Here is a 22,141-nt window from a genome sequence, read left to right on the forward strand (position 1 = left end):
GATCCTTCTATCTACCCATCGGCGGATGGGTCAGCCTTGTATCACTGCCCTTCCCCGGCGAAGGCCGGGGCCCAGTAGTGAAGGTGGAGGAAACGGAGCACAGTCGCCTGCAATCTCCTGTCTCTCTACTGGGCCCCGGCCTTCGCCGGGGAAGGGCTAGTAGTTGTTTAGAACGTCACCGTTGCGCCAACGAACAGATAGCGCCCAAGCGTATCGTACACGCCCGGATAGGTGTTGCCATTGCCGAACGCCGCCAGCGCGCCCGCCGCGATCGCGGGGGGATCCTTGTCGAGCAGGTTGTTGACGCCCGCGCGGAGCTGGAACGCCTTGTCGACCACGACCGTCACCGCGAGATCGAGATAGTCGTACGCCGGGATGCGCGCGTTGATGACGCTCGGCGTGCCGGTGAGGAACGCATTGTCCGACAGCGACGACAGGCGCGTCCCCGCAAGGTGACGCCACGACAGCGACAGCGACGATCCCTGCTTCGTCAGCAAGGTCGTGCGCATCACGTGCCGCCAGGTCGGGTTGGGCTGGCCGCAGGTATAGCCGTACAGGCCCTTGCAATCGTACGACCCCAGCCCCGGCAACGGCTCCAGCGACTGGTCGAGCAGCCGCGTGCCAACGAAGTTGAGGTTGATCTTGCCGAGCCCGCCTGCGCGCACCGTGTAATCCGCGGTGAGATCGAGTCCCGAGGTCTTGAGCGAGCCGGTGTTGTAGGTCGTCGCGACGATATAGCCGTTGCTGCCGAACAGCGCGCCCGAGCGCGGATCGCGGCGGAACAGCCCGCAATAATAAGGGTCGCCGGTCGCGACGCACTGGCTGATCACCAGGTTCGGGCTGACCGAGCTGATGTAATCCTTCACCTTGATGTTGAAATAATCGAGCGACAGCGTGAAGTTGTTGATCATCCGCGGGGTCAGCACGATCCCGGCGGTATAGGTGTCGGCGGTCTCGGGCTTGACTGCGCTGTTGCCGCCATATTGCGACGAGCAGGTATCCGACGGGCATTGGATGATGCTGCCATATTGCGCGGCGGTGACGCCGGTCAGCTGACACGCGGTGAGCGAGGCGGTGGGCGACGCGCCCGAGCAGGGATCCTGTGCCGCCACGTTGCCGACGCTTTGCGCCCCGAACAGCTCGGCGACATTGGGCGCGCGGATCGCGCGGTTGTAGCTCAGCCGCAGCCGTGCATCGCGCACCGGCGCCCAGCTCGCCTCGCCCTTGTAGGTCCAGACGTTGAAGTTGGACTTGATCCCGGTCGACCCCTGCTCGTTGGTATAGGCCGAATAGCGCAGCGCGCCGTTGATCGTCAGTGCGTGCGCGAAGGGGATGTTCTGGAGGATCGGGATCTCGATTTCGCCGAACCCTTCGTTGACCGAGATCTTGCCGTCCGCATTCATCGTCCCGCCCTGCTGCGCAATTGCGTCGGCGGTGAAGTTGAGCGTCTCCACCCGGTGTTCCGCGCCCAGCGCGATGCTGACGCCGCGCGTCGCCCACGGGCTTGCGATCCCGAAGGTGCCGAGGTCGCCCGAAAGGTTGGCAGTGAAGACCGACAACAGGTTGCGCGAGGCGGTGTTGCTTTCGGAGAAGAGCGACTCCGCTTGCGTTGCGCTGATGCTGTTGGGGCTGAACACGTTGATCGGCACGCACGAGGGATCGGTCCCGTTGACGACCGAGCGGCACGTCGCGACGCCATTGACGCTGACCACGTCGAGCCCGCGCTGCGCCTTCACATTGTCGATGTTGTTCATGTACGTCTCGTCGAACCGCACGAGCGAGCGCAGATAGTTGACGTCATAATTGAAGCCGTGGCCGATATCGCCGCGGACGCCCGCGGTGTAGCGAAAATCCTCATGCCGCAGATTGTCGCGGCGCGATTGCTCGTCGCCGAGGCGGTAGCCGATCAGTGTGTCCTGCGTCGCCGCCGTCCCCGCCGCCGCGCCGCACAGCGATTGCTGCTGCGCCGCGCTCATCAGCGGGTTGTTGCACGGGATCGTAAAGGTGGTGCCGAGGAACAGCGCCGAGGGGGCCGCCTGCGAGAACGTCCGGTCGTTCATGTACATGAAGCTGCCGTAGATTTCGGCGGCGGGTGCGATTTTGAACTTGGCGAAGGCGCCTGCGGTATAGCGTTCGTCCGAGCGCTGGATGTAGTTGGTCGGCGTGTAATTATACGCGTAGCTGTTGTCGTAGGGCACCCAGGTGCGTGATCCGTTGCGGTTGTTGGTCAGCGTCTTGCCCTGGTTCGGCCCGCCGAGCGGCGCGAACGTCCCGAAGGTCGTGTTGCTCGATCCGCCGCAGGTGAGGCCGGTCCCCGCATCGTCCGCCTGGTTGAGCGCGCAGGCCGAAACGTCGCGGCTCGACTGGACGACCGGATCGGCATGGCGATAGCCGCCATAGACCGTGATGTTGCCGCGCCCGTCGGCGAAGTTCTTGCCGAAGGCGGCGTTGAGATCCTGCTTGCCGCCGTCCGCGACGTTGCGGTCGGCGTTGCTATAGCCCTGTTTGGAGATGAGCCCGCGGACGTAGCTGTTGCCGTTGCTGTGCTGCGCGATGCTGCTCTGCACGTCGAGCCGAAGCCCGTCGAAATGGTCCTTGAGGACGAAATTGACAACGCCCGAGACCGCGTCCGACCCGTAGACTGCGGAGGCACCGCCGGTCAGCACGTCGACCCGGTCGACCAGCGTCGAGGGGATCGCGTTGAGATCGACCGCTTGCTGCGGCATCAGCCGCTGGCCGTTGACCAGCACGAGCACGCGGTTCGAGCCGAGATTGCGCAAGTTGATGTTGGAGGTGCCGTCCGACCCGTTCGAGACGCTGTCGTTGGTATCGGCGGTGAATTGCGGCAGGCGGTTGAGGACGTTTTCGACGTTGACCGCGCCCTGATATTTGAGTTCCTGGCTGCCGACCGAGGTGATCGGGCTGTTGCTCTCGAGATCGGGGCGCTTGATGCGCGTGCCGGTGACGACGATCGAATCCGACGATTCCTGGCTTGGCTGGGTGGTCGGGTCGATCCCGCCGACGACGGGCGCATCCGAAGGGGCGGTCTGCGCATAAGCGGCGGAGGACAGCAGCATCGCCACGAAGGCACCCGCACAACCCCGCCGACTTGCCCTTGCGATGCTGCTCGTCATTTTCCGTTTCCCCTTGGTGAATGTTCTATGACCAACCCAACACCTTCATCATCGTATGTCAAATATATTATACGATATCACATATGCGAAATGAAGGATTGCTGCGCGTTGTGACCGTGGAGCGACAGAAAAGGCGCGTGTCTGCGGGGGACTACGTAGTTTCCTGAAGAGACGGCGGTGGGCGGAGCCAGCATGGCAAGACCTTCCAAAGCCGGTGTTTTCGGGGAAGCCACATGACAGATCCGATCTTGCCGACTCGCCTGGCAACACCGCGAGGGGCCACAACCGCGGACGCACCGCTGTCACCGGAACTGTTGCGCCGAATCCACGGCTATTGGCGCGCCGCCAATTACCTGTCGGTCGGGCAAATCTATCTGCGCGCCAATCCACTGCTCGAGACGCCGCTTACGATCGCCGACGTCAAGACCCGGCTGCTCGGCCATTGGGGGACGACGCCGGGGCTCAACCTGCTCTACGTTCATCTCAACCGCGTGATCGTGAAGCGCGATCTCGACATGATCCTGATCGTCGGCCCCGGGCATGGCGGGCCGGGGATCGTCGCCAACACCTATCTCGAAGGCTCGTACACCGAACGCTATCCCGCGATCGAGCGGAGCCGCGGCGGGATGGACCGGCTGTTCCGCCAATTCTCCTGGCCGGGCGGCATCCCCAGCCATGTCGCGCCCGAGACGCCGGGGTCGATCCACGAAGGCGGCGAGCTCGGCTATTCGCTCGCCCATGCGTATGGTGCGGCGTTCGACAATCCCGATCTGGTCGTCGCGTGCGTGATCGGCGACGGCGAGGCGGAGACGGGCGCGCTCGCGGCGAGCTGGCACAGCAACAAGTTTCTCAACCCCGTGCGCGACGGCGCGGTGCTGCCGATCCTCCACCTCAACGGCTTTAAGATCGCCAACCCGACCGTGCTCGCGCGGATCGGGCGCGAAGAGTTGACCGACCTGTTGCACGGCTATGGCCACGAACCGTGGTTCGTCGAAGGCGACGATCCCGAGGCGGTCCACCAGTTGCTCGCCGCGACGCTCGACGCGGTCTGCACGCGGATCGCCGAGATCCAGCATGCCGCGCGAAACGGGTCGGATGGCGGCGCGCGCCCGCGCTGGCCGATGATCGTGCTCCAGACGCCCAAGGGCTGGACCGGACCCAAGACGGTCGACGGCAAGCCGGTCGAGGGGACATGGCGCGCGCATCAGGTGCCGATCGCGGACTTCAAAAATCCCGAACATCTCGTCCAGCTCGAGGCTTGGCTGCACAGCTACGATGCGCACGAACTGTTCGACGAGACGGGCAAGTTCCGCGAGGACTATGCGTCGCTTGCCCCCACCGGGCATCGCCGGATGGGGTCGAACCCGCACGCCAATGGCGGCGAGCTGCTCGTCCCGCTCGCGCTCCCCGATTTCCGCGCATCGGCGGTGACGGTGCCCGCGCCCGGCGCGGTGACGGCGGCGGCGACCGCGGTGCTCGGCGGCTATCTGCGCGACGTGATGGCGCTCAACCGCGACGCCGCCAATTTCCGCCTGTTCGGGCCCGACGAAACCGCCTCGAACCGGTTGCAGGCGGTGTATGACGTCACGGGCAAGGCGTGGATGGCGGAGACCGAGGCGGTCGACGAGCATCTCGACCGCGACGGGCGGGTGATGGAGGTGCTGAGCGAGCATCTCTGCCAAGGCTGGCTCGAGGGGTATCTGCTGACCGGGCGGCACGGGTTGTTCAGCTGTTACGAGGCGTTCGTCCACATCGTCGATTCGATGGTCAACCAGCATGCCAAGTGGCTCAAGGTGTCGGCCGGGATCGCGTGGCGGCGGCCGATCGCGTCGCTCAATTACCTGCTGACGTCGCATGTCTGGCGGCAGGACCATAATGGCCTGTCGCACCAGGATCCGGGCTTCCTCGACCATGTCGCGACCAAGACCGCGAGCGTCGCGCGGATCTATCTTCCGCCCGATGCCAATTGCCTGCTGTCGGTGGCCGATCACTGCCTGCGCAGTCGGCATTATGTGAACGTGATCGTCGCGGGGAAACAGCCCGAGGCGCAATGGCTCGGGATCGACGATGCGGTGCGGCATTGCACCGCAGGCGCGGGGGTCTGGGACTGGGCGAGCGACCCGGACGAGACGCCCGACGTGGTAATGGCGTGCGCGGGCGACGTGCCGACGCTGGAGACGCTCGCCGCGGTACAATTGCTGCGGGAGTATGTCCCCGACATCCGCATCCGGGTCGTCAACGTGGTCGACCTGATGGTGCTGCAACCGCAATCGGAGCATCCGCACGGGCTCGACGCGCGTGCGTTCACCGCCTTGTTCACCGCCGATGCGCCGGTGATTTTCGCGTTCCACGGCTATCCCGCGCTGATCCACCGGCTGGCTTACCGGCAGCCCAACCACGCCAATTTCCATGTCCGCGGGTTCAAGGAGGAGGGGACGACGACCACGCCGTTCGACATGGTCGTGCTCAACGATCTCGACCGCTACCGGCTCGCGCTCGATGCGATCACGCGCATCCCACGGCTGCACGACCGCGTCGCGGCGGAGACGCAGCGCTATTGGGCGACGATGGAACGGCACAAATTGTACATCGCCGAACATGGCGAGGACTTGCCCGAGATTCGCGACTGGCGCTGGGTGCCGTGACGCGCGTGATCCTGACGCTCAACGGGGGGTCGTCCTCGGTCAAGTTCGGGGTCCATGCCGCCGACGACCCCGCGCGCGAGATTGCCGCAGGGGATGTGGAGCACGCCGGGGCGGACACTGCGCTGTTCGACCGGATCGGTGACTATGACGTGGTCGCGATCGGGCACCGCATCGTCCACGGCGGGACCGATTTGTTCGCGCCGGTGGTGATCGATGCGGGGATCGTCGAACGCCTCGAGCGCGCGTCCGCCTTCGCGCCGCTCCACGGCCCCGCCGCGCTCGCGATGATCGCGCTGGCGCAGGCGCGCTACCCCGGCGTGCCGCAGGTCGCGTGTTTCGATACGGGGTTCCACGCGCATATGCCCGCAATCGCGGCGACGTTGCCGATCCCCGCCGACCTCCGCGCGCAGGGGGTGCGGCGGTACGGCTTCCACGGCCTGTCGTGCGAATCGATCCTGGCGGAGCTGGGCGAGTCGGTGCCCGAACGGCTGATCATCGCGCATCTCGGCAATGGCGCGAGCGTGACCGCGGTGCGCGGCGGGCGTTCGGTCGACACCAGCATGGGGCTTACCCCGTCGGGCGGCGTGGTGATGGGGACGCGCGCGGGCGATATCGATCCGGGCTTGCTGCTGTTCCTGCTGCGCGAACACGGGCTGGACGCGGATTCGCTCGAGGAGCTGCTCGACCGACGCTCCGGGCTGCTCGGCCTGTCCGGCGTGTCGGCGGACCTGCGCGTGCTGCATGCAACCGATACCGCCGCGACGCGGCTTGCGATCGCGATCTTCTGTCGCTCGGTCGCCAAGCAGATCGCGGGGATGGCGGTTGCGTTGGGGGGCGTGGACCTGATCGTCTTTACCGGGGGCATTGGCGAGCATGATGCGGCGGTGCGCCAGTCGATCCGGGCCGATCTCGACTGGGCGGGGGCGATCCCGGTCCGCGTGATCGCCGCACAGGAAAACCGGCAGATCGCGCGGCACGTCGCGCGATTGCGCGCCTCGTGGGATGGCTAGGCGGCGCCCCGCATCCCCAGAAGCGTTGCCTCGGGCAGTTGCAACGCATGCTCGCGCATCGTCATCAACAATGCGTCGATCGGCATCGGGCGGCCGAGCAGGAACCCCTGCGCGTAGCGATACCCCGCCAGCGAAATCTCGATCAGCTGGGTCTCGGTCTCGATCCCCTCCATCGTGCATTCGAGCGACAGCGACTGCGCCAGGTTGCGGATCGCGGAGACCATGCTGCGTCCCGGCCCCGTCGCCATGCCGCTGACGAAGGTGCGGTCGACCTTGAGGATATCGAGCGGGAGTTCGTGCAGCGAGCACAGGCTGGAATAGCCTGTTCCGAAATCGTCGAGCGCGGTCCGCACGCCGAAGCTGCGCAGCCGTTGCAACGCCTCGCGCGCGGTGGCCATGTCGGTGACGAGCGACGTTTCGGTGACTTCGAACACGATCCGCCGAGGCGCGATGTTGGTGGCGACGATCATCCGGACGATCTCGCGCATCGTCGCCGGCGACATGATGTCCTGCGCAGACAGGTTGAACGACAGGGCGATCGGATCGGGCAGCGCCGCCAGACCCTCCAGCGCGCGCTCGAACAGGATCAGCGTGACGCGGTTGATGATCCCCATCCGCTCCGCCGCGGCGATGAAGGTAGCGGGCGCGATTTCGCCCAGCGTCGGCGACTTCCACCGTGCCAGTGCCTCGACGCTGCTGATCGCCATCGAGCGCGTGTCGAAGATCGGCTGGTAATGCACCTCGAGTTCGCGCTCGAGACAGGCCACCTGCAGCGCGGCCTCGACGCGTTGCTCGACCCGGATCAGCGCCTCCTGTTCGGGGGAGAATACCGCGCATCCGCCGCGGTGGTGCGCCTTGACGTGGTACAGCGCGTAATCGGACCGGTCGAACAGCGCGTGTGCGGTCGTCCCCGCGTCCGGATAGACCGCGATCCCGGCGGAGCAACCGAGCGTCACTTCCATCCCATCGATCGCAACGGGCGCGTGGATCGCGGCGCACAGGGCGGCGATCGTAGGCTCGGCCTGTTCGGGTGGCCCGTCGAACAGCACGCCGAATTCATCGCCGCCGAGCCGCGCGATCGTCACCGCGCCACCGGCGCGCAACGACAATCGGCGGCCGATCGCTTCGAGCAGCCGGTCGCCATAGACATGGCCATAGGTGTCGTTGATCGCCTTGAACCGGTCGAGGTCAAGAACGCCGACGCAAAACGGTGCAACCGCGCCGGATGTGTCGTGCTGGCGGGCAAGCAGCAATGTCTCCAGTGCCTTGAAGAAGAAGCGGCGGTTGGGCAGGCTGGTCAGCGGATCGGTATGCGCGAGCTGCCGGTTCTCATCGCTTAACCGCTGTGCCTGCTGCCGCTCGGCGATCAGCGCATTGCGCGAGGTGACGAGCCCCTGGAACACCTTATGCGCATCCTTGAGGATGACGAGAAAGACGATCGTCACCAGCGCGACGTTGATGCCGACCGCCACGAACACCGAATTGCCGCTGGTCAGGCAATAGGCCACCAATGGCAGGCTGACGAGAATGCCCACCGCGGTTGCAGCGCCGGGCAAGTGCGTCAGGCAGAACAGGCAGCCGAGCACGGTCGTCCCGACGAACACGACGACATGGCCCTGTTCGTACGGGCCACCGTAGCTGCCCAGGCTCAGCGCCCAGGCGACGAAAGCGACCGCGAAGAACGACCCCAGCCACGTCGCCTTGCGGATCGCGCGCTGCGCGCCTGCCTCGGTCAGCATGTCGGGGGTCGGCGGCATCAGCCAGCGGAACATGCGCCAACCGATCAGCAGCACCATCATCGCGGGGATCGCGTGGCTCAGCAGCCGCGGGGCGAGACCGGTGTGCGTATAGGCGAGCGCGACCGCGTTGATGATCAGCAGCCCGTACATCCACGGCACCTGGCGCCGGAAGTGCAGCAATGTGGCAACCACCAACGGTTGCTCGCCGGGCGGCAGGTGCGATTTGGAAAACGGCATTACACGATACCCCCAACACGTATCCCGTTAGACGAACGGCGTTAACACCTGGTTCTCAAGCCGCAGGAATGGCGATGCTGCGCCTTGCTGCAAACGGTCACGACGGCGCATCCTCGACCGGGACCATCCGGCGAGACGATCGAACGGGCGGACAAAGTTGCCGCAGAGCAACGTTGAACTGATGGGCAGGGCGTTCATCCGTAATACGCTACTACTCACATGACGATCGAGCCCGGCCAGTACATGATGGAGCGCATGGTGGCCGATGACTGTATTCGCGATATAAGTAAGACCATCTTGCCTGGCTATAATACGATCGGTGTAGAGATACGGGCAGACCCGTAGTATTAATGCGAAGCTGAAAGACGCGCGAGGCTGGTTGCGGCATAATGCTGCCCGTTCGCTAGTAGCGTGATCTGGCCCTTTTCGACCGACACCTCGCTGACCACGCCTTCTGCGGCGATCGTTACCGGGATATTCGATCCTGCGGCATCGCTGGCGGACAGCGCGAGCGTGTATGTTCCACTCGGCGCACGCGTACCGTGGCTGTCCAGGCCGTCCCACGTGACCTGTCCGCTCGCCGGATCGACCGGCTGCGTGGCGATCGTGTTGCCATCGGCGTCGCTGATCGTCGCGACGAGCGATTGCGGCATCCGGTCGGCGGTGAAGCGCCACGTCGTCCCGCCCGTTGACGCCAGGCCGGCAATGCTGCTGTCGAAGCTCGCGACGTGGCCGATCAGCGCGGCGGCGTTCGACAGGTCGTTCGATGACAGCTTGGCCAGGATGTCCTTCAGCGACTGATTCTGCTGGATCGATTGCTCGACTTGCGAGAATTGCACGAGTTGCTGCGTGTATTCGGACGTATCCATCGGCTTGAGCGGGTCCTGGTTCTGCATTTGCGTGGTCAGCAATTTGAGAAACGTGTTCGAATCGTTGGTCAGCTTGGTCAGTGCCGAGGATGGAGCGGATGGGGGTGCCGCGGTTTTCGTCGTGGCGGACAGGCCGCTGGCGGCGGCGGTGGTCGTGGTCATGCGGTCGTCCTCAAGCTACGAGATTGATCCGGCCGCTGGCGAGCAGGGCGGCGCGGGTTGGTGCGGGGGCGTTCCGCGGGTCGGTCGCGTCGTCGCCGGGGCGGCGCGACGGGGCCGCGAACGCCCAGCCGCGCTCGCCAGTGCCCCCGCCAGCATTGCTGCCAGCGTTGCCGCCGCCCGTGTTCCCGGTGCGCGCGGTGTTCGCGCCATTCCCCGGGCCGGCTTGCGTGTCGAAGCGGAAGCTGGCGGCGTCGGCTTGTAGGCCTGCCTGTGACAGGGTCTGCGCAAGCATCGTCGCATCGCGGCGCAACAGGTCGAGCGCACTCGCATGTTCCGCCGAGATCGTCGCGAGCATCTTGCCCGCCGGATCGATCTGCATCCGCACCTCGACCCGGCCAAGTTCGACCGGATCGAGCCGGATCGTCAGCGTGCTGGCGCCATCGCGGGTGGCGTGGCGCGTGATCGCCACGCCCACGTCCCGCCCGATCGATACCGCACGCGCGATGCCCGCGTCGACGGGACGGCGTGGCGGGAGCGGGGACGCGGGGAGCGGGACCGGGGCGCTCGGCTGCACGGCTGGGGGTTGCGCGGCAGGTACGGTGGTGGATCCGGGCGGTGCGGCCGTCGCGGTGGTTTGATGCTCGGTCGGAGCGGACGATTGTGCTGGGGCGTCCTGCGACCTGTGCGGCGGCGGTGCGAATGCCGGTGCCGTCGTACCGGTGTCCGTCGCGGCTTCGGGCGGGGCGGCGGTTTCGACGCGGTCCGGCATGGGTGCCGATGCCGTATTGCCGACGAGGGCGGGTGCGCTGCCGTGGATCTGCGTGCCTGCTGTCGCTGGTTCCTGACCGGCGATTTGCTGCGCCGCTGGAACTGCGACCGGAAGCGTCGTGGTTCCGATCATATCGAGCGGGGGTGCCGCCGATACGTGGTCATCGGTGTCGCATGCAGCGGGATCGCCCGCTTTCGCCGCCGCTTCGTCACGGGCAGCCGGTTTGCGTGTGGTGGTGGGCGCGTCCGGTGCAGTGGGGGGCGCGTCCGTTCCGCTGTCTGGGCAAACAGCAGTTTCCGGCATGGCCGCGTCGACCGGACGGTTGGCGGTCCTGGCGTTTGCGACCGGTGGCTTGGGGGAAGCCGATGGCCGGGGCGCGGGTGCGAGCGGGGGCGCCGTCGGTTCGGCATCGGGTGCGGGTGCGGGATCGGGCACCTTGGCGTTCGGTACGGGCGTATCCACGGGTGCGCTCACGGTCGGGGCGGCGGTGATCCCGGCGTTTGCAGGCAATGCGGCGGTTGCCAGCGTGGCCGCAAGGGTCAGCCCGCTGTCGCGGGGCACCGCGTTGGTCGGGGGTACGGCAAGGTCGGGCGATGCATCGGCACTTGCGGTGACTGCCTGCTGGAATCCGGGGGCGGATGCGCCATCGTCCGTCGGCACGGGGCTCTGGACGGTGAGGGCGGATGGCAGGATCGATACGGCGGCAACCGGCGGCACGCGCTTCTCCCATCGGCCTGGCGTTGCCTCATCATAGAGGGACCAATGGTCCCCCGGTCGCGTCAGCGCGGATCGGCGATCCGCGGAGCCGGGCGTGGGTTCGCTTGCGCCACCACGCGGTTGGGCCGATCCGGAAAGCGCGCGCGGAACACGGCCTTTACGTCAGACAGGCCGGTGTCGGCGACCTCGGCCACGGTCGAACCGCGTTTGTTGGCGATGTCGATCCGTGCGCCATGATCGGCGAGCAGCCCGATCATCGCCGGCAAATCGGGCTGCATCCCGCCGCCGAGCAGCAGGTGCAACGCAGTGTTGCCCTGCGCGTCGGCGACATTGGCGTCGGGCGCGAGGCTAAGCGCGAGCGCAAGCGTCGCCGCGTTCCGACCCCGCGCGGCGGCGAGCACGACGTTGGTGCCGTCGGCCGCGACGAACGACGGGTTGGCACCGCCCGTGCGCAACACCGCCATTGCTTCCGCATGGCCATTGGCGGCGGCGATCAGCAGCGGCGGGGTCGGCGGCACGGGGGGCGGGGGCACGCCGAAATTGGCCTCGGTCACCCAGGTGATCCGCGACGCGCCGGTCGTGGCATTGGGATCGGCGCGCCTGGCCAGCAGCGCGGCGATCAGCGCTGTGTCGCCTGCTGCGGCGGCGCGGTGGAGCGGCTGATAGCCCTCGCGGTCGCGCTCGGTCACGTCGCCGCCATGCGCGACCAGCACCACGGCGGCGGCATAATTCTTCTGGTAGGTTGCGAGCTGGAGCGCGCTGCTCCGTTCGGGGCCGCGGTCATCGGCGCGTGCGCCTGCCGCCAGCAGCTGCTCGGTCGCCGCCGCCCCGCCGCCCTTGATCGCGAAGAACAAGGGCGGGAACCCGCCCTTCGAGACACGGTTCACGTCTGCCCCCGCCTTGAGCAACAGCGCAATCGCCGCGCTGCGCGCGCCTGCCGCCGCCCACATCAGCGGGGTCTGCCCGCGCGAATCGACCGCATCCGCGACCGCTCCGTGCGCGAGCAGCCACGCCACCGCATCCGCCGGGCCATAGCGGGCGCAGATCGCGAGCGGGGTGACGCCATCGGGGCGGGCGGTGCGGGCGTCGGCGCCTGCACGGAGCAAGGCGGTGACGATCGCGGGCTCGCCGAGTTCGCACGCGAGCCCGAGCGGGGAGACGCCATCGATGTCCGCAGTGTTAGGGCGCGCGCCGCCTGCGATCAACGCGGCGACCATCTCCGGATTCTGCGTGTCGACCGCCCAGCCGAGCGGGGTCGCCTGGAACGCCAGCCGTCGGTTGGGGTCGGCATGGCGTGCGAGCGCGGCGCGCGCGGCGGCGACGTCGTTGGCGCGGATCGCACGCGCGAGCGCAGCGTTCGCGTCGTCCTGCGCGGCGGCACTGCCGCACGCGAGCAGGCTCAGCGCGACGATCGCGAGACGGCGCGCCCGCTCAGCCATGCGCGAGTGCCGTCAATGGCCCACTGCTGTCTCCGAACGCCGTGACCGGCACGTCGAGGACATGGAGCGCGGCGAGCAACAGGTTGGAGGCGCTGGTGTTCTTGTCCGCGATCAGATGCCGGTTGCCCGGCACCAGTCCGCCCGCGACGATGATCGGCAAGTCCATGAAGTCATGCTCGTTGGGATCGCCGAACGCCGACCCGCGCAATACCAGCGTGCGATCGAGCAAGGTGCCGTCGCCGTCCTGCACCGCGCGCATCCGGCTGAGATAATAAGCGAAATAGTCCATATGATAGCGGTTGATGCGCGACAGCTTGGCAATCTTGTCGGGGTCGTGCCCGTGGTGGCTGAGCATGTGGTGCGAATCCGGCACGCCGATCTCGGGATAGGTGCGATTGCTGAGTTCGCGCCCGATCATGAAGCTGCCGACGCGGGTGATGTCCGCCTGCATCGCGAGCACCTGCAGGTCGATCATCATCCGGACATGCGTGTCGAACGATTCCGGAATACCGGCCGGACGGTCCATTGTGTCGGCGGACGCGCGCGCGGGCGATTGGCCCGCCTGCTGGATCCGGCGTTCGATGTCGCGCGTGGCGTCGAGATATTCGGCGAGCTTGTGCCGGTCCTGCGCACCAAGGCGGTTCGACAGGCGCGCGGTATCGTCGCGGACGAAATCGAGCATGCTGGTCTGCCGCCGGAGCTGCGCGAGACGGCTTTGCGGATCGAGTGCCTCGCCGTCGCCGAACAGCCGTTCGAACGCATCGCGCGGGTTTGCGGTAACGGGCATCGGCACCGTCGCGTTGCGCCACGAAATGCCGTTGGTGTAGGCGCAGCTATAGTTGATGTCGCAACTGCCGAGCAGGCTCGGCTGGTCGATTCCGAGTTCGAGCGAACTGAGCTGAGTCGCGCCGCCGAGATGATTGGCATAGACCTGGTCCGCCGAAATGCCGCAGCGGATGTCGGTCCCCTCGGTCTGTTTGACATGCACCCCGGTCAGGAAGGCGGGGCATGAGCGGCCATGTCCCGCGGGGCGGTCGCCCATCGCGGCAGCGCTGGGATGGCCGAGCCCGCTGACGACGGTGACATAGTCGCGGTGCGGCGCGAGCGGTTCGAGCGTGGCGGGCAACACCAGCGGTCGCGTGCCCGGTGCGAGCGGTGCGCGCGGCTGTGCCACCGGGGCGAACCCGTCCATCATCATCCCGTTGGGGGAGTAGAAGATCTGCAACCGCTTGGGGCGCGAAGCGATGTCGGCGGCGCGGGCGGACGGCATCATCGCCTCAAGGAACGGCAAGGCGACGATCGTGCCGAGCCCGCGCAACATCGTGCGACGGGCGAGCGGGGCGCGCAGGACGATCATGCCGGGTTCCTCATAACGGTGTCTTGCGCAGTCGGAACGGATCGCTCGCGACGATGCTCTGGACGATCGTCCGGATACGATAGTCGTCCGCCGCCGCGCGCTTGGCGACCTTGCGCACCGCGGGCATGTCGCGCTGCGTCAGGCCGCGGGCGAGCGCATAGGTCAGCAGCCGCTCGGTGAACGCGCTGGTGAATTCGTCCTTGCGGTCGAGCAGGATCCGCTGGAGCCCGGCGAGACCCGAGAAGGTGGTGCCGTCGGGCATCTTCGCGGCGACATCGATCGGTTGCCCCGCATCCGTCATCCGGTAGCCGCCGATCGCATCGAGATTCTCGAGCGCGAAACCGAGCGGGTCCATCTTGACGTGGCACCCGGCGCAGGCGGGGTTGGTGCGGTGGAGTTCGAGCTGCTGCCGTGCGTTGAGCGCGCGACCGCCGTGCACCGCGATCAGCGCGGGGACGTCTGGCGGCGGCGGCGGCGGGGCGGCGGCGAGCAGATTCTCGAGGATCCATTTGCCGCGCTTCACCACCGACGTATGGTTGCCATAGGAGGTCACGGTCAGCACGCTGGCCTGACCGAGCAGCCCGCCGCGGTGGTCCGCCGGGTCCAGCGCCACCCGCCGCATCGCGGTGCCGCGCACGCCTGCAATCCCGTAATGTTCGGCGAGCCGCTGGTTGAGGAAGGTGTAATCCGCCGCGATGAAATCGAGCACGCTGCGGTTGGTGCGCACGACATGGTCGAAGAACATGCCGGTTTCCTGCGCCATCGCTGCGCGCAGCCGCGTGTCGAACTTGGGGTAGACCGCGATGTCGGGGCGTTGCTGATCGAGATTGCGCAGATACAGCCATTGCCCCGCAAAGTTGCGGGTCAGCGCCGCCGCGCGGGGATCGTCGAGCATCCGCGCAACCTGTGCCTCGATCACCTTGGGCTGGTGCAGCCGACCGCGTTCGGCGAGCGAGAGCAGGGTGTCGTCCGGAATGCTGCTCCACAGGAAGAACGACAGGCGCGACGCGAGCTCGACGTCGCTGACCGGATGCACGCTGCCGGGCGTGCTGTCCCGGGGGTCGGGTTCGACCAGGAACAGGAAGTTGGGCGACACGAGCAACGCCTCGACCATCGCCTCGACGCCATGGTCGAAATCGGACCCGGCACGCTCGGCGGCGTAGAGCCGGAGCAGCGGGGCGAGATCGGCGTCGCCGACCGGACGCCGATATGCGCGGCGCGCGAGCGCGGTGATGATCCGCCGCGCGCACGGCAATTCGGCGGCGGCGCGGGTAGGGGTGCAGGTGAAGATGCGCTTCCGGCTCGGCGTGCTGGCGATGCCGGTCGGGCCGAACGGACCCGCCACGTCGATCTGGAGTACGTCGCGCGGGTAATTCTGCTGCGCATAGCGTGGCGACAGCCGGTAGGACGGGACCGGGATCTGCGACACGCGCACGCCGTCGACCGACACGTCGAGCGGCAGCATCACCGGCGGATCGGTCGGCAGCGGCACCTTGTCGAGATCGTTGCGCAGCGTCTGCACGGTCTCGTCGGGCGCAATCGCGCGGCGGAACGACAGGCCGATGACATGCGCGCCCGCGCGGAGCGATACGCGGACACTGACCTTGTCCTCGTTCAGATGGTCGGTTTCGTTGTTGGTATTGGCGTTGAGCCAGCCGCTGATCTCGTAGGTCGCGTCATAGCGCGCGAAATAATCGACCGTCCCGCCGCCGCGCGACCCGAGCGGCAGCGCGTCGCTCGCGCGTTCGTTATAGGCCGGACGACCGCCGTTCGCGATCGATCCGTCCTTGGGCAGCTCGACCGTGGTGACGAAGCTGCGCTTCGACGTCAGCCCGGTCGCCATCCGCCCGACCTTGCCCGCGACCGCGACATAGCGATCCATCAGCGTCGGCGACACGCTCAGCACGTCGGCGATATTGTCGAAGCCGTAGCCTGAATTGTCCTGCGGCAGTTCGCGCGTGACGTCGACGTCGAGCGCGAGCAGGTCGCGCACCGCATTGGCATATTCGACGCGGTTGAGCCGCCGGATCGTTGCGCGGCCGGGATCGGGATGCGCGGCGGCATAGGCATCGAGCGACCGCTCGAGCCATGCGACGAACGCCGCGCGCGAGACGGGATCGGGCTGCGGCTTGGTCGAGGGCGGCATTTCGCCGATGCGGACTCGGCGCAGGATCTTTTCCCACGCATCGCCGTGATCGCCATTGCCGAGATCGGCGCTGCGCAGGTCGTCGAGCGAAAGCTGCGCGATCTGGTCGATGTCGTTGTGACAACTGGCGCAATGTTTGGCGAACAGCGCGGGCGCACCATCGGACATCGCGGGGGCAGCAGGCGTGATCGTCTGCGGGGCCGGGGCCGAATGTGCGAACACCGCGGTCGCGGCGAGCACGACGCTTGCCGCAAACACACTGCCGCCGAGAGTTGGACGCCGCCGTACGCTCATCACCGCACCCCTGTCCCGAAGCGGGCTATCCGGGTGCCGGGGTCGCGTCCATTGCCGTTAACGCGACACGCAGCCCGCAAAATGAGCGAGCCCCATCCGCGATCCGTGCAGCCCTCATTTGCGCAACGTCTCGTGCGCAATATGCTCATTGAACTGGGGGGATGCGCTGGCCAGAACCGCCGGGTCGATGCGCGGGCGGGGGGTAGAAGAATGCACAGGTCGGTTCTGGTCGCGGTCGCCGCATGCGCGGTCGGCATCGCCGCGGGCGCGCCGTCGGCTTCTGCCAAGGGGGCACCGCCGTCATCGGATGCAGCACGCACCGCCGCCTATCTCGACAAGATCGCGGACAGTCCACCGCGGCTGCGGATCTTCCTCGCGACGCTGCCCAAGGGGGGCGACCTGCACAACCACAATGGCGGGTCGATCTACGCCGAGGATTTCTTGCGCTGGGCGGCGGCGAGCGGGCTGTGCATTGCGACCGATAGCTGGCGCGTCGTCGATCCGCCGTGCGATGCGCCCAACCGCGTGCCCGCCGCGGGGCTGGAGCGCGATTATGCGCGCTACAGCCGCGCGATCGACGCGTTCTCGACGCGTGGGTTCGAAACCGGCGTCGGCGACCCCAAGGTCTCGGGCTACGACCGCTTCTTCGCGACGTTCGACGCCTTTTCGGGCGCTGCGCGCGGCAATGGCGGCGCATCGCTTGCCTTGACTCGCGAACAGGCCGCCGCCGATCACGTGGCCTATCTCGAACTCGGCTCGGGATCGCCCGTGTCCGCCACCGCCGTGGCGGCGCTCGCGAAGGTTGCCGACGCCACGGACTTTGCGGCGATGGCGACGCAGATGGCCCCGATGCTACCCGACGCGGTGGCCAAGGTGCGCGCCGAATATGATGCGATCGAGGCGAAGGCCGCGGAGATCGACCGCTGCGGCAGTGCGACGCCCGCGCCCGCTTGCGGCGTGGAGGCGCGCTACCTCTACACCGCGATCCGCACCTTGCCCCCGGCGGCGGTGTTCGCGCAGCTTGCGCTGGGCTTTGCGGTCGCCGAGGCCGATCCGCGCTTCGTCGGGATCAACATCGCGGCGCCCGAACACGATCCGGTGGCGATCCGCGACTATGCGCTGCACATGCGGATGATCGCCTTCCTCAAGGCACGGCATCCGCGGGTCAATCTGTCGCTCCACGCGGGCGAGCTGACGATGGGGCTGGTCCCGCCGCGCGATCTCGCGTTCCACATCCGCGATGCGGTCGCGGTCGCGGGTGCGCGCCGGATCGGGCACGGGATCGACGTGGCCTATGAGACCGAAGCCACCGCGTTGCTGGCGCGGATGGCGCGCGAGCGGGTCGCGGTGGAGATCAACCTCACGAGCAATGCGGTGATCCTTGGCGTCAAGGGACGCGATCATCCGCTGTCGGTGTACCGTCAGGCTGGCGTGCCGGTGGTGCTGTCGACCGATGACGAGGGCGTATCGCGCTCAGACATGACCAACGAATATGTCCGCGCTGTCACCGAACAGCATCTGCGCTACGCCGATCTCAAGCAGATCGTGCGCGACGGGCTGCACTACAGCTTCCTGCCGGGGGCGAGCCTGTGGGCCGACCGGGCGGGCGGTGCGCGTGTCACGGCATGCGGCGTGCTGACCGCGCCTGGATGCGCGACGTTCCTCGCCGCCAATCCCAAGGCCGCCAAGCAGGCGCAGCTTGAACGCGATCTCGCGGCGTTCGAGGCGGTCCGGCGCTAGGCGGTGGCGGGGTGCGCGACCGGGTCGGCGGGCACCAGGAGATTGAGCACGATCGCGATCACCGCCGCGGGCAGCACGCCCGACGTCGCCAGAATGCGCAGCGTATCGGGCAGATGCGCGACCGTCGCCGGTTCAAGCTGAAGCCCGACAGCGACCGATAGCGCGACGCCGAAGATCAGCATGTTGCGCTGAGTCCAGGCGACGTCGGACAGGATCGCCAGTGCCGCCGAAGCGACCATCCCGAACATCACGATCACGCCGCCGCCGAGCACTTCGATCGGGATCGTGATGATCGCCGCGCCGACCTTGGGCGCGAGCCCGCACAGCAGCAGGAACACCGCGCCGATCGTGACGATATGGCGGCTCATCACCCCGGTGATCGCGATCAACCCGACATTCTGGCTGAACGACGTGTTGGGCATCGCGCCGAACACCGCGCCGATCGCGGTGCCGACCCCGTCCGCGCAGGTCGCGCCGATCAGCTCGCGATCGGTGGCGGGGCGCTTGGCGGTGCCTTCGCAGATCGCCGAAACCGCACCGATCGATTCGATCGCGGAGATGAATCCCATCAGCACGAACCCCGCGATCGCCGATGCCGACACCGCATAGCCAAAGTGGAACGGCGAGGGGAGCATCACCCATCCCGCCGCGCCGATCGGCGCGAGCGACACCTTGCCCAGCGCGGCGGCAACACCGTACCCCGCGCCCAGCCCGATCAGCACCGCCGCCGATGACCAAATCCCGCGCCCGTAAAAGCTCAGGCCGAGCGTCACCGCAACGACCACGCCCGCCAGCAGCCAGCTACTGCCCGCGCCATACGCTGCGCTGCCCTGCGCGGCGACGCCGCCCGCGGCATATTGCACCCCGATCCGCATCAGCGAGATGCCGATCATCAGCACGACCAGACCGGTGACGATCGGCGGCAGCGCGAAGCGAATTCGCCCGACGAACGCGCTCAGCCCGGCATGGACCAGCCCGCCGCACAGCGCCGCGGTCATCAGCGCCCCGATCGCGGCGGGGCCCTGACCTGCGACGATCGGGATCATGATTGGCAGGAAGGCGAAGCTCGTCCCCTGCACCAGTGGCAGGCGTGCGCCCGCGCGGCCGACCCCGACGGTCTGGATCAGCGTGGCGACCCCTGCGAACAGCATCGACATCTGAATCAGATAAATCATCGCGCTCGGATCCTTCGATCCGTAGCCGAAGCCCGCTGCGCCAGCGACGATGATCGCGGGCGTCATGTTGCTGACGAACATCGCCAGCACATGCTGGATGCCGAGCGGGATCGCGACCGCGAAGCCGGGGAAATAGTCGGGGTCGCGCGCCTGCGCCGGGGTCATCGCGCCGCGCATCAGGCAAGCTCCTTGAGGCGGGCGATCGACCGTTCCGCCGCGCGCACGATCCCGCCACGATCGGCCCGTGCGAGCGTGCCGTCGCGCACCACCGCACGGCCTTCGACGAACACGTCGCGTGCGCCCGATGGCGGGCAGAGGATCAGCCCCGCGACCAGATCCCATGCCCCGGTGGAGGAAAGGTCGGCCATGTCCCAGACCGCGATATCGGCGCGCTTGCCGACTTCGAGCGATCCGCAATCGTCGCGCCCGAGCATTTCGGCCCCGCCGCGCGTGGCAAGGAACAGCGCGGCGCGCGGGTCGAACGCAGCAGCGCCGCCGACCGCGCGCTGGAGCAGCATCGCCTGTCGCGCCTCCTGCAGCAGATTGCCGCTGTCGCTCGACGCCGATCCGTCGACCCCGAGGCCGACCGGAACGCCGGCCGCGACCATCGCGCGCAACGGGGCGATCCCCGAACCGAGCCGGCAGTTGGAGCACGGGCAATGCGCGACCCCAGTGCCAGTGCGCGCGAACAGCTCGATCTCGTCCTGGTCCAGTTGCACGCAATGTGCGAGCCAGACGTCCGGCCCGGTCCAGCCTAGGCTTTCGGCATAGGCACCCGGGCGGCAGCTGAAGCGTTCGAGCGAAAAGGCGACGTCGTCCGCGTCTTCCGCCAGATGCGTATGGAGCATCACCCGCTTGTCGCGCGCGAGCAGTGCGGAATCGCGCATCAGTCCCTGGCTGACCGAGAAGGGCGAACAGGGCGCGACGCCGACGCGCACCATCGCGCCGGGGACGGGATCGTGGAAGCGATCGATCACGCGGATCGTGTCGGCGAGGATCGCGGCCTCGTTCTCGATCAGGCTGTCGGGGGGCAGGCCGCCCGCGCTCGTGCCGACGCTCATCGCGCCGCGCGTCGGGTGGAAGCGGATGCCGATGCCATCCGCCGCGGCGATCGTGTCGTCGAGCGTCACGCCGTCGGGGAACAGATAGAGGTGATCGGTACTGAGCGTACACCCGGACATCGCCAGTTCGGCCAGCCCCAATTGCGTCGCGGCGAACACGTCCTCGGGGCGATAGCGTGCCCAGATCGGATAGAGCCGCTTGAGCCAGCCGAACAACGGCGCGTCGATCGCGCCCGGCACCGCGCGGGTAAGCGACTGGAACAGGTGATGATGCGTGTTGACCAGTCCCGGCGTCACCACGCACCCTCGCGCCTGGACGACCTCGTCCGCGGTTCCGATCAGCCGCGCGAGGTCGGTGGTTGTCCCGACCGCGACGATCTCGCCGCCCCGGAACGCCACCGCGCCATCGGCGATCTCGCGGCGCGGATTGTCCATGCAGACCAGCATGTCGGCATGGACGACGACGGTCAGGCGCACGGGACCGCAATCATTGCGGGACCGTCTTTTCATACCGGTCCCAATGCGCGGACAGTTCGTCGACCACCTTCGAGCCGACCCGGTAGAGCGATTCCACCGATGCCTCGAGCCCGGCATAGCCTTCGTTCTCGCGCAGCAGATAGGATGCCGCATCGACGCCGGGGGGCGGCATCGTGTAATTGCTGCCTGCGCGGAGCACCATGAAGCGGTCCTTGTCGACTCGCCCGATCCGGTCGAGCCCCAGGATCGCCTGATAGGTGCCGGTCTCCTCCATCGCCGAGGTGACGAACGTGCCTTTCCCTTGCGTCCAGTAATCGACCCAGTCGCCCGCCCAGTCGGTCATCCGCGCGCCGTGCCAGAAGGTCAGCGCGGCGAGATTGTCGCCGGTCAGCACGAACGGCGGACGCTGCGCCATCGGGAAACCGACATAGCGCGCGCGTTCGGCGGCGATGTTCGGATCATCGGGCAGCACCACGTCGCGCGTCAGGCGATACGCCCAGTCGCGCAGGCGCGGGTTGATCTCGAACACTTCGCCCGTTGGTTTGGGCGGGCTGCGGTCGTTCGGGCCCTGCTTGCCGCGCGCGAAATAGCCGGTCTTCCAGTCCTTGGGGATTTCGCGGGCGTCGATTTCATGCGCGAGATCGCCATCGACGAGGAAGCGCGCCCATGCTGCCGACCCGATCGAGGCATGGTGCGGATCGATCCCCGCGATCCCGGCGACGAGGAAATAGGCGTGGCGCAAATCGAAGCGCGGATCGAGCCCGAGCGCCATCGTCGTGTTGGCCGAGCGGATATTGCCGACCCCCGTCACCACGCCGAGGATCTGGCTGTCGGGGTTGTAGTAGAGGTCGTGCGATCCTTGCGGGAAGGGGATGCGCACGTCGAGATGACGGCGTTGCTTCCACAATTGGAACTCGCCCGCGACGTCGCCGCTGTCCTCGCCGATCTCGAACAGCGTGACGATGACGATCCGCACCGGCAGGGGCTTCGCACACGGCCCGCCCGGCTTGCAGGGCGTCGCGGTGGTGGCGGGCCTCGACGGTTGCGCGGGGAGCGGGACGCTCACCACACCGATCAGCGCGAGGAATGCTGCAAGCCGAAGACGGAACGGAAAACGCATGGGGGTCGGACTTTCGTCGGTCGGCAACGCTTAGAGAGATACCGGGGGAA

13 protein-coding genes are annotated in these 22,141 nt (G+C 67.5%); 3 read left to right on the plus strand and 10 right to left on the minus strand.

The features are described from left to right. Positions 1-167 precede the first annotated feature (167 nt). The gene (locus ABIC17_RS02235; protein WP_354279450.1) at positions 168-3,077 is read right to left on the minus strand and encodes a TonB-dependent receptor domain-containing protein; all 2,910 of its coding nucleotides are present in this window, start codon (positions 3,075-3,077) and stop codon (positions 168-170) included. 290 nt (positions 3,078-3,367) lie between these two features. Between ABIC17_RS02235 and ABIC17_RS02240 the strand changes: the two genes are divergently transcribed. Together ABIC17_RS02240 and ABIC17_RS02245 are read left to right on the plus strand one after the other, a co-directional pair. Beyond that, positions 3,368-5,779 carry a phosphoketolase family protein gene (locus ABIC17_RS02240; RefSeq protein ID WP_354279016.1) on the plus strand — a complete coding sequence of 804 codons (2,412 nt, stop codon included), beginning with the start codon at positions 3,368-3,370 and terminating at the stop codon, positions 5,777-5,779. Further along, on the plus strand, positions 5,776-6,789 hold the full coding sequence (locus ABIC17_RS02245; protein ID WP_354279017.1) for an acetate/propionate family kinase: 1,014 nt from the start codon (positions 5,776-5,778) through the stop codon (positions 6,787-6,789). Before ABIC17_RS02240 ends, ABIC17_RS02245 begins: the two co-directional genes overlap by 4 nt. On the opposite strand, the gene ABIC17_RS02250 is transcribed toward ABIC17_RS02245, so the two are convergent. From ABIC17_RS02250 to ABIC17_RS02275, 6 genes are all read right to left on the minus strand, one after another. After that, positions 6,786-8,765 (minus strand): putative bifunctional diguanylate cyclase/phosphodiesterase, encoded by a 1,980-nt coding sequence (locus ABIC17_RS02250; protein WP_354279018.1) that lies wholly within the window; start codon positions 8,763-8,765, stop codon positions 6,786-6,788. The two genes, ABIC17_RS02245 and ABIC17_RS02250, sit on opposite strands and share 4 nt — an antisense overlap. A gap of 347 nt (positions 8,766-9,112) precedes the next feature. After that, positions 9,113-9,796 (minus strand): flagellar hook assembly protein FlgD, encoded by a 684-nt coding sequence (locus ABIC17_RS02255; RefSeq protein ID WP_354279020.1) that lies wholly within the window; start codon positions 9,794-9,796, stop codon positions 9,113-9,115. Positions 9,797-9,806: 10 nt separating this feature from the next. Further along, positions 9,807-11,282: a flagellar hook-length control protein FliK gene (locus ABIC17_RS02260; RefSeq protein WP_354279021.1), complete on the minus strand. Its 1,476-nt coding sequence runs from the start codon at positions 11,280-11,282 to the stop codon at positions 9,807-9,809. A 62-nt stretch (positions 11,283-11,344) separates the two neighbouring features. Beyond that, a complete protein-coding gene (locus ABIC17_RS02265) occupies positions 11,345-12,721 on the minus strand; it encodes an ankyrin repeat domain-containing protein (RefSeq protein ID WP_354279022.1) in 1,377 nt (458 codons plus the stop codon). Continuing rightward, entirely contained in the window at positions 12,714-14,078 is a 1,365-nt protein-coding gene (locus ABIC17_RS02270) for a DUF1552 domain-containing protein (RefSeq protein WP_354279023.1), read from the minus strand. The genes ABIC17_RS02265 and ABIC17_RS02270 overlap by 8 nt, the downstream gene beginning before the upstream one ends. Positions 14,079-14,088: 10 nt before the next feature. Further along, positions 14,089-16,518, minus strand: a complete 2,430-nt coding sequence (locus ABIC17_RS02275) for a DUF1592 domain-containing protein (RefSeq protein ID WP_354279024.1) — start codon at positions 16,516-16,518, stop codon at positions 14,089-14,091. A 210-nt stretch (positions 16,519-16,728) separates the two neighbouring features. On the opposite strand from ABIC17_RS02275, the gene ABIC17_RS02280 reads away from it, so the two are divergent. Further along, positions 16,729-18,258: an adenosine deaminase family protein gene (locus ABIC17_RS02280; protein ID WP_354279025.1), complete on the plus strand. Its 1,530-nt coding sequence runs from the start codon at positions 16,729-16,731 to the stop codon at positions 18,256-18,258. Here the strand turns inward: ABIC17_RS02280 and ABIC17_RS02285 are convergent. Genes ABIC17_RS02285 through ABIC17_RS02295 form a run of 3 tightly spaced genes read right to left on the minus strand, consistent with a single transcriptional unit; the run spans position 18,255 to position 22,091 of the window. Next, positions 18,255-19,610, minus strand: a complete 1,356-nt coding sequence (locus ABIC17_RS02285; RefSeq protein ID WP_354279027.1) for a uracil-xanthine permease family protein — start codon at positions 19,608-19,610, stop codon at positions 18,255-18,257. The genes ABIC17_RS02280 and ABIC17_RS02285 overlap by 4 nt on opposite strands. After that, positions 19,610-20,971, minus strand: a complete 1,362-nt coding sequence (locus ABIC17_RS02290; protein WP_354279028.1) for an 8-oxoguanine deaminase — start codon at positions 20,969-20,971, stop codon at positions 19,610-19,612. The genes ABIC17_RS02285 and ABIC17_RS02290 overlap by 1 nt, the downstream gene beginning before the upstream one ends. 10 nt (positions 20,972-20,981) lie before the next feature. Beyond that, a complete protein-coding gene (locus ABIC17_RS02295; protein WP_354279029.1) occupies positions 20,982-22,091 on the minus strand; it encodes a purine nucleoside permease in 1,110 nt (369 codons plus the stop codon). Between the last annotated feature and the right edge of the window lie 50 nt (positions 22,092-22,141).

Origin of the sequence: Sphingomonas sp. PvP056 (assembly GCF_040549155.1) — a bacterium.
Classification (GTDB): domain Bacteria; phylum Pseudomonadota; class Alphaproteobacteria; order Sphingomonadales; family Sphingomonadaceae; genus Sphingomonas.